Here is a 10,197-nt window from a genome sequence, read left to right as displayed (position 1 = left end):
TGCGGGGGGTGTGTCCAGGCCAGGGGCTCGGAGGTCACCAGAGGGGGATGCTCCATGCCGACCGGCGGCAGGGCGGGCAGGCCGGTCACCGACGGCACCGCCCTGGCCAGTGCCTCCGCCAGCTCACCGGCCGTGGGACGTGCGGCCGGATCCTTGGCGGTGCAGGCCGCGATCAGTGCCCACAGGACGTCGGGCATGCCGGGCAGCCGCCGGGGCGCGGCCGTCGCGTGCTGCCGGAGCAGCGCCATCGGATGCTCGCCGACGAACGGAGGCCGTCCGGCGAGCAGCTCGTACAGGATCAGCCCGGCCGCGTAGACGTCCACGGCCGGAGTCGGCCCGGTGCCGTCGGCCACCTCGGGCGCCAGGTAGGTGGGGGTTCCGATGATCGACGCGGTCTGCGTGATGCCGGGCCCGTGCACGATGCGGGCCACGCCGAAGTCCGTCAGCTTCGGCTGCCCGGTGCCGCCGTCGATCAGGATGTTGCCGGGCTTGACGTCGCGGTGCACCACGCCCATGGTGTGCGCCGCGGCCAGCGCCCCGGCCACCTGGGCGACCATGCGCGCGGCCTCCGCCGGGGACAGCGTGCCGCGCTCGTGGACGAGCGTCCGCAGGTCGCCGCCCTCGACGAAGTCCATCACCAGCGCCAGCCGGTCGCCCTCGACGACGAAGTCGCGCACGGTGGCGATGTTGGGGTGACGCAGGTTCAGCATCACGTTGCGTTCCTGGACGAACCGGAGCACCAGGTCCCGGTCCGAGGCCAGCCCTTCGCGCAGCAGCTTGGCGGCGACGATCTCACCGGTGTCGCGATGCCTGGCGCGCCAGACGGTCCCCATGCCTCCGGCGCCGATCTGCTCCACGAGGATGTACCGACTGCCCAGGGCCCCGTCCGCCGCCATCCGCCCGTCCTCCCCCTGAAGTTGCTTTGATCACAATAGTGACGTTCAGCCGGATTTGTTTGGGCCTAGCAGCAATGTGACCGAGATAGCCGTCGAGATCAGCGGAACAGCGATCATCAACACGTCCACGGACGCCCGGATGAGCCGGAACTTGCGCCACGCGATGTCACTGAGCTGGATGAGCAGCTTCACCTGGGTGATGTCGGCCGACAGTTCCTTGGCCAGGTCGTCCGGGGCGGCGATGAATTTCCGCCAGTGCCCGAAATAGTGGCGGCTCGTCCACTCCGTTCCCATACGCGGCCGCAGCACCAGCAACAGCAGTTCGACGACCGCCGTCACGCCGACCAGTGCGGCCATCGTCAGCCAGAGGGCGGGACCGCGTACGGGAGCCGCCACCGCGCCCGCCGCGGCGGCGGAGAAGGCGGCGAAGCCGATCGCGGTGATGGCCAGCAGTGCGGTCGCCTTGGTGTCGGCCCGGGCGATTTCCTCACGAGTGGAGGACAGGTGGGGGGCCAGGTCGCTCTTCGAAGGAGGCACGGTCATATGAGAGCGCAGAACGGCCCGATGGACAAATGCGGCGAGGGTGTCATACTCGGCGTGGCAGGCCGCTGAAGTGCGTAGTGCCGCCACTATATTCGTCCGCGGGTCGGGTCGGTTCACACGGAAGATGGTTTCCGGATGGCGGAGGACATCAGTGCGGTGGTCATATTCGTGGATGTCCGCGGTTTCACCAGATGGGCGGAGGCGAATGAGGTATTCATCAACCTCCACGACTTCGTCGGTGGATTCCTCGCCATTCTCCGTAAAAGGTTTCCCGAGTACCATCTGAAACCTTTGGGAGATGGCGCGCTTCTCGTCCTGGAGCTTCCCGAGAGCCAGACGCAGCGCGAGGTGACGGCGCTCCTGTCGCGCCTCCTGGCGACGGTCGGCCGGGTGGAGCGGGAGTTCGGCAAGCTCTGCCTCGACTTCGGCAACCGCGTCGGGCACTCGGCCGAGCTGCAGCTGGGCTGGGGGATCGTGCGCGGCAAGGTGCTGCGCGTGCGCGACGACTGGGCCGGCCACAACCTGAACAAGTGCTCCCGGCTGTGCGGGGAGGCCCGGCCGTTCGGCGTGGTGATCGACCGCGACGACTTCCCCACGCTGCCGCGCGACTCGCGGGGGCTCACCGCGCAGATCAGGAAGCTGCGCGGAATCGGCGAGGTGGCCGTGTGGGTCAGCGGCGAGATCGCCTCGCAGTTCGTGCCGCGGGAGCGCCTGCGCGAGACCCCCGAGGTCCACGTGGCGGGGACGTGTTTCGTGGAGGACGGTGACGGGCGGATCCGGCTGCTTCTCGCCAAGCGGGCCGCCGACCGTGAGTTGTTCCCCGGCCGGCTGGAGGGATGCGGTGGCCAATTGCGGCGCTCGGAGACGTTCGCCGAGGGGTTGCGGCGGCATTTCCGCTCGGAGATGAACATCGACGTCGAGGTGCTCAGCGACCTGCACTGCTTTTACGAGATCCGGGAGCCGGGCGCGCCGGTCATTCCGGGAATCAGATTCCTCTGCCGCAAAGTCGGGGACAATCGCCCGTCGTCGCCGAACCACTCCTCGCTGATCTGGGTCCGGGAAGGCGATTTCAGGACCATGCCGGCGCAGACCTTCGTCGGCGACCTCAAGCAGGAGCTGATGGACCTGCTGGATCGTTACAAGCGTCGCTGATCAGGAGATGCGCGATTGCAGGGCCGTCGGGACGTCCGGGTCGACGGGGATCACCTGCGACACCCCCGTCACCTCCAGGAGCCGCTGCAGCACGCCCTGGACCCCGGCCAGCCGGAGCCAGCCGCCGGCCTTGTCGGCCCGGTTCATGAAGTCGAGGATCGTCCGCAGCCCCATCGAGTCGCAGAACGACAGGTCGGCCGCGTTGATGATGAGGTGCACGCAGCCGTCGGACATGTGGGCCGCGACGCCATCCGCAACCTCGGAGCACCGGGTGGTGTCGAATTCACCGGCCAAGGTGATGACCGCCGTGTCGCCGAGCTGTTCGATTGTGAGGGCGAACGGTGGTTGCATCCGGCGGGCCTCCATTGTGGTTGCCTGTGACGGTACACCGGCGATGGGCCCCTTGGCGGCTTCGCGGCGGGACGTGCCGTCCGATTGCCGCCAGCGTTCGCGGCCCCTTCTGGCCACAGTGTTCGGGTGAGTACCGTCATTGACAAGCACACCCGGATCGAACCGGGCATCCTCTATTTCGGCACCCCCGTGGTCCTGGTCTCCTCCATGAACCCGGACGGCACCCCCAACCTGGCGCCCATGTCGTCGGCCTTCTGGCTGGGCTGGCGGGCCATGCTCGGCTGGGGCGCCCGCTCACGTACCGCCCAGAACTTGGCCAGGACCGGCGAGTGCGTGCTGAACCTGCCATCGGACGCGCTCGCGGCGGCCGTCGACCGGCTGGCCCTGACCACCGGCAGCGATCCCGTCCCGGCGGGCAAGTACGACCGCGGCTACCGGTTCGTGGCCGACAAGTTCGGGCGGGCCGGGCTGACTCCGGTGCCGAGCGAGACGGTGGCGCCGCCCCGGGTGGCCGAGTGCCCGGTGAGCATGGAGGCCGTCGTGGAGAACGCCCACCAGGTGGGCCCCGGCGACGGCGTGATCGCCTTCGAGGTGCGCGTGACGCGGGTCTGGGTGCATGACGAGATCCGGACCCGGGGCACGGACGACCACATCGACCCCGACGCCTGGCGCCCGCTGATCATGAGCTTCCAGAAGCTGTACGGCCTCGGTCCGCAGGTGCACGAGTCGACGCTGGCGAGCATCCCCGAGTCGATGTACCGGGGCCCGGACATCGAGCGGGCCCGCTAGGCGAACAGCCTGCGGTGCAGGCCCAGCCAGGTGCGGCCGGCGCCGAGCCGCTCGACGTCCGCGCGCGGCAGCCACTCCGCCCGCGTGCTCTCCGACCCCGCCGGCGGCCGCGTGGGCAGCCCCGGCCCGGACAGGCGGGCGGTGAACATCACCATGTACGTCAGCGCCGGGTAGGGATGACCGGGCGGTGGCGGGACGAACAGCTCGATGCGGTGCCAGGCGAAGACCGACAGCAGGGCGGGCGCCAGGCTCAGGCCGGTCTCCTCGGCCAGCTCGCGGGCGGCCGCCTCGACGGGCGTCTCGCCCGGGTCGAGATGGCCGCCGGGGATCTCCCAGCCCCGCCCCGGCCGGTTCACGTGCGTCAGCAGCGTCCGGTCCGCCTCGTCCAGGACGTAGGCGAACGCCGACGTGACCGGGCCGGTGGCGGGCAGGTCGCCGGCGAGCACGACCTCCAGGCGGTGCGGGACGGCGATCCACGGCACCGTCATGGTCTCCACGATGTGACTCATCCGGATCAGGGTCTCAGACGCCCCGGCGCATCGCGCGGTTGCCCAGCACCAGACCGGCTCCCGCGACCACCAGAGCCGCCGCCGCGCCGTACAGGACCGATGGGTCGGCCAGGTCGCCCGCGAACAGGGCGCGCTGGGCGTCCACCGCGTGCGTGACGGGGTTGACGTCGCCCAGCACCCGCAGCCAGGCCGGGCCGGAGTCCATCGGCAGCAGCACGCCCGACAGCAGGAGCATCGGGAACAGCAGCGCCTGCGTGACGACGTAGAACAGGGTGCCGCCGGGCGCCGACTTCAGCGCCAGCACGAACGACAGCGCCCCCAGCCCGACCCCGAACACGATCAGCAGCGCCATCCCCGCCAGCACGCCCGCCGGGTGGAGCTCGAAGCCCAGCGGCAGCGCCAGCAGGATGATCAGCACGGCCTGGGCGGTCAGGATCGCCATCTCCTTGAGCGTCCGGCCCACGAGCATGGCGGTGCGGTTGAGCGGGGTGACCATCATCCGCTCCATCGAGCCGCCGATCAGCTCGACCAGCAGGTGGTAGCCGGAGGCCATCGGGCCCGACAGGCACATCATCACCAGGATGCCGGGCACGAACCACTGCCAGGACGACCCCACGGCCCCGTCCAGCAGCGACCCGAACAGGAACAGGAACAGCAGCGGCTGCCCCATCTCGAACAGCAGCCCGACCGGCTCGCGCAGCACGGGCGCGAACTCGCGGCGGAAGACGGTGGCGGTGTCACGCAGGAAGGTCGTCATCGAGGCTTCTCCCGGTCAGGCTGAGGAACACGTCGTCAAGGGTCGGGCGGGCGGTCTCGGCGGTGACGACCTTGATGCCGGCCGCCTCCAGTGCGCGCAGGTATTCAGGCAGCGCCGCGGCGGCGTTGGCGACGCGCAGCCGCACGGTCAGGCCGTCGGCCTCGCCGCCGCCGATCCGGGCGGCCTCGGCGGCGTCCCGCGCGGTGTCCGTGGTGATCGTGAGCAGGTCGCCGGCCAGGTCGTTCTTGAGCCGCTCGGCGGTGCCGTCGGCGATGATCCGGCCGCCGTCGATGATGATCACCCGCTCGGCCATGCTGTCGGCCTCTTCGAGGTAGTGGGTGGTCAGGAAGAGCGTGGTCCCGTACGTCTCCCGCAGGCGCAGGATGTGGGACCAGATGTCGGCGCGGCTCTTCGGGTCGAGCCCGGTCGACGGCTCGTCCAGGAACAGCAGGTCGGGCCGGTGGATGAGGCCGAGCGCGATGTCCAGGCGGCGGCGCTGGCCGCCGGAGAGCGTGCCGGGCTTGCGGCCGGCGAGCGGCGTCAGGTCGAGCAGGTCCAGCAGTTCGGAGGTACGGGCGCGGGCCCGGGCGGTCGTCAGGCCGTAGCAGCGGCCCTGGGTGACGAGCTCGTCGCGGACGCGGAAGTTCTCGCCGGCGCTGTTCTTCTGGCCGACGTAGCCGATCCTGGCGCGCACGGCGGCCGGGTCGCGGGCCACGTCGTGGCCGGCCACCGTGGCGGTGCCGGAGGTCGGGGGCAGCAGGGTGGTGAGCATGCGCAGGGTGGTGGACTTGCCGGCGCCGTTCGGGCCGAGGAAGGCGACGAGCTGTCCCGGCTCGACGTCGAGGTCGATGCCGCGTACCGCCTCGACGGTCTCCTTCTTCATCGTGAAGACTCGGGTCAGTCCCCGGGCGTGGATCATGGTCGTTGTCCTCCGGGCATGGCGAAGAAACCCCAGGTCGGGGGCTTGATTGAGGATCGGGGTCCAGTGTGGGCGCGGGGAGGGGCTTTGGCAAACGCGAACGCTGCGTTCATATACGGCTCTGACCTGCGAAAACGTCACGTGCGCGACGTGCTCGTCGTGGGCTGGTTCGAGGCCCCTGAAGTGCGGTTTCGGGGGCGTACCGGAAATTTCTCGCCGACGGCGGCCGGGTGGTGCCGGTGGTGCGGGTGAACGGTCTGCCGGTGTTCGGCAAGGACGACCGCAAGGAGACGCCGGCCGACATGCTCGGGAGGCCCGCCGGGATGGCGCGAGACGGCGGCGCCGCTGGGGCTGGGGGTGCTATACCGAATTGATACGTCGAGCTATATGGATAATGCGGGACTTGCGGATTTGTGTCGCGCTCCGGGATGATCTCGCGGGTGAAACGTCTGTTATTGGTCGCGGTGGCCGCGACGGTGGGATTGACCGGTACCGCGCAGGCGGCCAACGGGGTCCCCGGAGTTGATGTCAGCAACTGGACGGAGGACGTCGACTGGGCGGCGGTGGCCTCCGGCGGCGGGAAGTTCGCCTTCGTGCTGGCCACCGAGGGTGTCGACTTCCGCAGCACGCACTTCACGTCGCAGTTCGACGGGGCGGCGGCGGCCGGGCTGATGCGCGGCGCCTACCATTTCGCGCAGCCGCACGAGTCCAGCGGAGCGGCGCAGGCCGACTACTTCGTGCAGAACGGCGGGGCGTGGACCGGTGATGGGAAGACGCTCCCCGGCGTGCTCGACATTGAGGACAATCCATATCAAGCGAAGAACGGCAAGAACAACTGCTATGGATTGACCGCAAAAGAAATGGTCACCTGGATCAAGGACTTTACGAAGAAATACCGCCAGAAAACCGGGCGGAACGCGGTCATCTACACCACCACGAGCTGGTGGCGCACGTGCACGGGCGACAGCGACGCGTTCAAGACGCACCCGCTCTGGATCGCCCGATGGGGCACGGACCCGGGCGATCTGCCCAAGGGCTGGCAGAACCACACGTTCTGGCAGTCGGCCGAGAAGGGCACGCTGGCCGGCGGGCAGAACGCGTTCAACGGCACCGAGGCCGACCTGCGGTCGCTGGCCAACCCGCCGGCCGAGGTCACGGTGTCCGGCAAGGCCCGCAACCGCAAGAGCTTCACCCTGACCGTCGCCAACACCGGCCCGCACCCGGTGACGGACGTCAAGGTGTCCGGCCGGGCCTTCGGCGGCATGCGGGTGGTCAAGGCGACCTCGGGCTGCAAGTTCAGCGGCACGGCGATCCGGTGCGAGATCCCGGAGATCAGGCGCGGGCAGAAGAAGACGTTCACCTTCGCCACGAAGCCGTCGAAGTCGAAGGGCGTGGTCGGCATCAAGTTCACCGTGGGCTCGGTGGAGTTGGAGTTGCGCGCCAAATAGGTCCCGAAACCGTCTCCCGCGCCATCGGCCTCCGACACGGGTCGATAAGGCAGGATAAAACCGGCATCCCACGACATATCGTGGCGCGGGAGGGGGTGGCGGGTGTCGAGCAGACGCTGGGCGGCCGTCGCCGTCGTGCTCGTCTTATCGGTCGCCACGGCCTCCGCGCCGATCAGGCGGCACGTGCTGCCGGAGATCGTGCAGATCGCGTACGCCATCGAGCAGCGCCGGATCGTCTACTCCTGGGGCGGCGGCCACGCCGAGGAGCCCGGGCCGTCCAAGGGCACCTGCCTGGGCTACCAAGGCAAGATCAAACCCTGCCCGGCCGCCAGGACACGCGGGCTGGACTGCTCCGGGCTGACCCGCTGGGTGTACGCGCTGGCGCACGGGGAGGACGTGCTCGGGCCGGGCAACACCGACGACCACGTCCGCCGGATGCGCCGGGTGAAGCAGGCCGTACCCGGCGATCTCGTGTTCTTCGGGAAGAGCGCCAAGAAGACCCGCCATGTCGGGATCTACCTGGGCCGGGGGCGGATGATGAACGCGCCCGAGACCGGCGCCGTGGTCCGGGTCGACGACATCTCCCGCGTGAAGGGATTCCTCGGGTTCTACCGCTACTGATCCGGTATGGCGTGTAACGCGGGTGGCGTAGCGAAAAATGAGAGACCCGGAAGCTACTGTGTGCCGCTATGGACAGGCGATGGGTCGGTGGCGACGGGTTCGAGATCGTGCTCGCCCTGCGCGCGGGGCGCCAGGTGCTCCGGGTGCGCCGCAACGGGTGGCTCGTGGCCGATTGCCTCTCGGTCGCAGAGGTCGCGCGCCACGTCGATCTCGCCGACCTCTGCGAGGTCATCAGGCTGCCGGCGGCCCCCGTCGCGGCCGGGCGGCTGGAAGGACGAACGAGTTCGCATCATCGCTGAGCGCCGTGTATGGTTACACCTGTCCGCAGCGCCGGACAGGCCCCTATAGCTCAGTCGGCAGAGCGTCTCCATGGTAAGGAGAAGGTCAACGGTTCGATTCCGTTTGGGGGCTCCAGCTGTGACAGGCCTCACCGCAAGGTGGGGCTTTATTCATTTCGGTTAACCGGTGATCCTGAGGCATACTAGGGGTCACCCCGCTCGATCAGGCGAGTTACGAATGTGCTCCCGGCGTCGGGTATCCTCTACGGGGCCGGGTCGTTTCCGGCTCAAGGCGGAGTAGCTCAGTCAGGCAGAGCAAACGGCTCATAATCGTTGTGTCGCCGGTTCAAGTCCGGCCTCCGCTACTGCCCTTCCCCAGGTCACCTGACCTGGGATGGGCGTGTCCATGTCCCGAACGTAGAAAGGCACTCCCAAGTGGCTGCCACCGACGTTAGGCCGAAGATCACGCTGGCCTGCCAGGAGTGCAAGCACCGCAACTACATCACGCGGAAGAACCGGCGCAACGACCCGGATCGGCTTGAGCTGAAGAAGTACTGCCCCAACTGCCGCTGCCACCGCGCGCACCGCGAGACCCGCTAGTTCTCGCCGGGCAGCACTCCTGCCACCCCGTAACGCACAACCGGCGTCCTGCTGACAGGGCGCCGGTTCGTCGTGTGTGGCGGGCTTTCCATGAGCAAAAAGCCGGTCATCCCGGCGACAGCCGAACCTTGTTCTGTTACCGTCTGGCTCAACGACGCTCGGTGAGACATTGCGAGGGAGCACTGATGGCGTTGAACCGTGACTTCGTGGGACGCAGCTACCCGGCCTCCCCTCCGTACGAGGTCAGCAGGGTGAAGATCAGGGAGTTCGCGGCGGCGATCGGCGACAACAACCCCGTCTACCGGGACAGGGAGGCCGCGCAGGCCGCCGGGCATCCCGACGTGGTGGCGCCGCCGACGTTCCCCATCGTGTTCAGCCTGCAGAGCGGCGGCGAGGCGCTGGCCGACCCCGGCCTCGGCCTGAACTTCGCCATGGTCGTCCACGGCGAGCAGCGCTTCGAGTACGTCCGGCCCGTCTACGCCGGCGACCGGCTCGTCGTCACCGCGACGATCACCGACATCCGCAGCGCCGGGCGCAACGAGCTGCTGACCGTCAGGAGCGAGGTCACCACGGTCGACGGCGAGCCGGTCTGCACCACGTACAACACGATCGTCGAGCGCGGAGGGGCGGCCTGACATGACGGCGACGGTGAAGTACGACGAGATCGAGGTCGGGCACGAGATCCCGGCCGTGGACTACAACGTGCGCCGCCTCAACCTGGTGATGTACGCGGGCGCGTCCGGCGACTTCAACCAGATCCACTGGAACGAGCGGTTCGCCAAGATGGTCGGGCTGCCGGACGTGATCGCGCACGGCATGTACACGATGGCGCAGGCCGGGCGGTTCGTCACCGACTGGGCGGGCGATCCCGGGGCGGTGGTCGACTACGGGGTGCGCTTCTCCTCGATGGTGGTCGTGCCCGACGACGACCAGGGCGCCACGATCACGGTCAGCGGCGTCGTGGAGGAGAAGCTGGCCGACAAGCGGGTGGTGGTCGGGCTCACGGCCCGCTCCGGCGACGCCCGCGTGCTCTCCAAGGCCCGCGCGGTGGTCCAGCTCGCCTAGCGCGCCCCTCCGGCGGGCGCCGAGGACTGGCCGGGCGGCTCTCGGGTACGCGTGAGCCCATGAGCGCGAACGTCTGGCCCACCGTGCAGTCCATCCCCGTCTCCGCAGTGACCGACGACCGGCCCCCCGGCCACCTCCGGCCGCCCCGCCTGGACGAAGTGGCCGGCACCGTAGGCACCGGCCGCGACACAGCGGGCGGCACAGCGGGCGGCACACCGGGCGGCACACCGGGCGGCACACCGGGCGGGGCGGGGCGGAAGGGGCCGGCG

15 protein-coding genes and 2 tRNA genes are annotated in these 10,197 nt (G+C 69.3%); 11 read left to right on the top strand and 6 right to left on the bottom strand.

Annotated elements, in window-relative coordinates; translation table 11 throughout:
* Both ADY59_RS44650 and ADY59_RS44645 read right to left on the bottom strand, forming a co-directional pair.
* Positions 1–896, bottom strand: an 896-nt coding sequence (locus ADY59_RS44650; protein ID WP_156326128.1) for a serine/threonine-protein kinase, incomplete at its 3' end; no start/stop codon positions are given.
* A 45-nt stretch (positions 897–941) separates the two neighbouring features.
* Entirely contained in the window at positions 942–1,556 is a 615-nt protein-coding gene (locus tag ADY59_RS44645) for a Pycsar system effector family protein (RefSeq protein ID WP_156326127.1), read from the bottom strand.
* Positions 1,557–1,574: 18 nt separating this feature from the next.
* Between ADY59_RS44645 and ADY59_RS44640 the strand changes: the two genes are divergently transcribed.
* Positions 1,575–2,591 (top strand): NUDIX domain-containing protein, encoded by a 1,017-nt coding sequence (locus tag ADY59_RS44640; protein ID WP_156326126.1) that lies wholly within the window; start codon positions 1,575–1,577, stop codon positions 2,589–2,591.
* On the opposite strand, the gene ADY59_RS44635 is transcribed toward ADY59_RS44640, so the two are convergent.
* A complete protein-coding gene (locus ADY59_RS44635) occupies positions 2,592–2,942 on the bottom strand; it encodes an STAS domain-containing protein (RefSeq protein WP_049576596.1) in 351 nt (116 codons plus the stop codon). It abuts the gene before it with no gap.
* A 126-nt stretch (positions 2,943–3,068) separates the two neighbouring features.
* On the opposite strand from ADY59_RS44635, the gene ADY59_RS44630 reads away from it, so the two are divergent.
* Entirely contained in the window at positions 3,069–3,731 is a 663-nt protein-coding gene (locus ADY59_RS44630) for a flavin reductase family protein (protein WP_063780979.1), read from the top strand.
* Here ADY59_RS44630 and ADY59_RS47890 read toward each other — a convergent pair.
* The 3 genes from ADY59_RS47890 to ADY59_RS44615 are packed head-to-tail and all read right to left on the bottom strand — an operon-like array spanning position 3,728 to position 5,916.
* Entirely contained in the window at positions 3,728–4,240 is a 513-nt protein-coding gene (locus ADY59_RS47890; RefSeq protein ID WP_156326124.1) for an NUDIX hydrolase, read from the bottom strand. The two genes, ADY59_RS44630 and ADY59_RS47890, sit on opposite strands and share 4 nt — an antisense overlap.
* A gap of 13 nt (positions 4,241–4,253) precedes the next feature.
* Entirely contained in the window at positions 4,254–4,997 is a 744-nt protein-coding gene (locus ADY59_RS44620; RefSeq protein ID WP_049576594.1) for an ABC transporter permease, read from the bottom strand.
* Positions 4,978–5,916, bottom strand: a complete 939-nt coding sequence (locus ADY59_RS44615; RefSeq protein WP_049576592.1) for an ATP-binding cassette domain-containing protein — start codon at positions 5,914–5,916, stop codon at positions 4,978–4,980. Before ADY59_RS44615 ends, ADY59_RS44620 begins: the two co-directional genes overlap by 20 nt.
* Before the next feature lie 440 nt (positions 5,917–6,356).
* On the opposite strand from ADY59_RS44615, the gene ADY59_RS47885 reads away from it, so the two are divergent.
* From ADY59_RS47885 to ADY59_RS53075, 9 genes are all read left to right on the top strand, one after another.
* On the top strand, positions 6,357–7,364 hold the full coding sequence (locus ADY59_RS47885) for a lysozyme (protein WP_197094148.1): 1,008 nt from the start codon (positions 6,357–6,359) through the stop codon (positions 7,362–7,364).
* Between the two features lie 102 nt (positions 7,365–7,466).
* A complete protein-coding gene (locus tag ADY59_RS44605; protein WP_049576590.1) occupies positions 7,467–7,985 on the top strand; it encodes a C40 family peptidase in 519 nt (172 codons plus the stop codon).
* A gap of 68 nt (positions 7,986–8,053) precedes the next feature.
* Entirely contained in the window at positions 8,054–8,284 is a 231-nt protein-coding gene (locus ADY59_RS44600; RefSeq protein ID WP_049576586.1) for a hypothetical protein, read from the top strand.
* A 39-nt stretch (positions 8,285–8,323) separates the two neighbouring features.
* Positions 8,324–8,399, top strand: a tRNA-Thr gene (locus ADY59_RS44595).
* Positions 8,400–8,554: 155 nt separating this feature from the next.
* Positions 8,555–8,628 (top strand) — tRNA-Met (locus tag ADY59_RS44590).
* A gap of 70 nt (positions 8,629–8,698) precedes the next feature.
* Entirely contained in the window at positions 8,699–8,863 is a 165-nt protein-coding gene (rpmG, locus tag ADY59_RS44585) for a 50S ribosomal protein L33 (RefSeq protein WP_019632658.1), read from the top strand.
* A 185-nt stretch (positions 8,864–9,048) separates the two neighbouring features.
* Complete coding sequence (locus ADY59_RS44580; protein ID WP_049576581.1) at positions 9,049–9,498, top strand: MaoC family dehydratase N-terminal domain-containing protein; 450 nt, start codon at positions 9,049–9,051, stop codon at positions 9,496–9,498.
* A gap of 1 nt (position 9,499) precedes the next feature.
* A complete protein-coding gene (locus ADY59_RS44575; protein ID WP_049576578.1) occupies positions 9,500–9,928 on the top strand; it encodes a MaoC family dehydratase in 429 nt (142 codons plus the stop codon).
* A 59-nt stretch (positions 9,929–9,987) separates the two neighbouring features.
* Positions 9,988–10,197, top strand: a 210-nt coding sequence (locus ADY59_RS53075) for a hypothetical protein (protein WP_231619189.1), incomplete at its 3' end; no start/stop codon positions are given.

It is taken from the genome of Nonomuraea sp. SBT364, assembly GCF_001083785.1.
Taxonomy (GTDB): domain Bacteria; phylum Actinomycetota; class Actinomycetes; order Streptosporangiales; family Streptosporangiaceae; genus Nonomuraea.
The sequence above is the reverse complement of the archived record's forward strand: the minus strand, read 5'-3'. Positions and strand labels throughout refer to the sequence as shown.

What these genes read in the sequence shown, in the direction of transcription:
- ADY59_RS44640 (WP_156326126.1), top strand. Translation starts at nt 1,575, where the DNA reads ATGGCGGAGGACATCAGTGCGGTGGTCATATTCGTGGATGTCCGCGGT.
- ADY59_RS44635 (WP_049576596.1), bottom strand. Translation starts at nt 2,942, where the DNA reads ATGCAACCACCGTTCGCCCTCACAATCGAACAGCTCGGCGACACGGCG.
- ADY59_RS47890 (WP_156326124.1), bottom strand. Translation starts at nt 4,240, where the DNA reads ATGAGTCACATCGTGGAGACCATGACGGTGCCGTGGATCGCCGTCCCG.
- ADY59_RS44620 (WP_049576594.1), bottom strand. Translation starts at nt 4,997, where the DNA reads ATGACGACCTTCCTGCGTGACACCGCCACCGTCTTCCGCCGCGAGTTC.
- ADY59_RS44615 (WP_049576592.1), bottom strand. Translation starts at nt 5,916, where the DNA reads ATGATCCACGCCCGGGGACTGACCCGAGTCTTCACGATGAAGAAGGAG.
- ADY59_RS44600 (WP_049576586.1), top strand. Translation starts at nt 8,054, where the DNA reads ATGGACAGGCGATGGGTCGGTGGCGACGGGTTCGAGATCGTGCTCGCC.
- ADY59_RS44580 (WP_049576581.1), top strand. Translation starts at nt 9,049, where the DNA reads ATGGCGTTGAACCGTGACTTCGTGGGACGCAGCTACCCGGCCTCCCCT.
- ADY59_RS44575 (WP_049576578.1), top strand. Translation starts at nt 9,500, where the DNA reads ATGACGGCGACGGTGAAGTACGACGAGATCGAGGTCGGGCACGAGATC.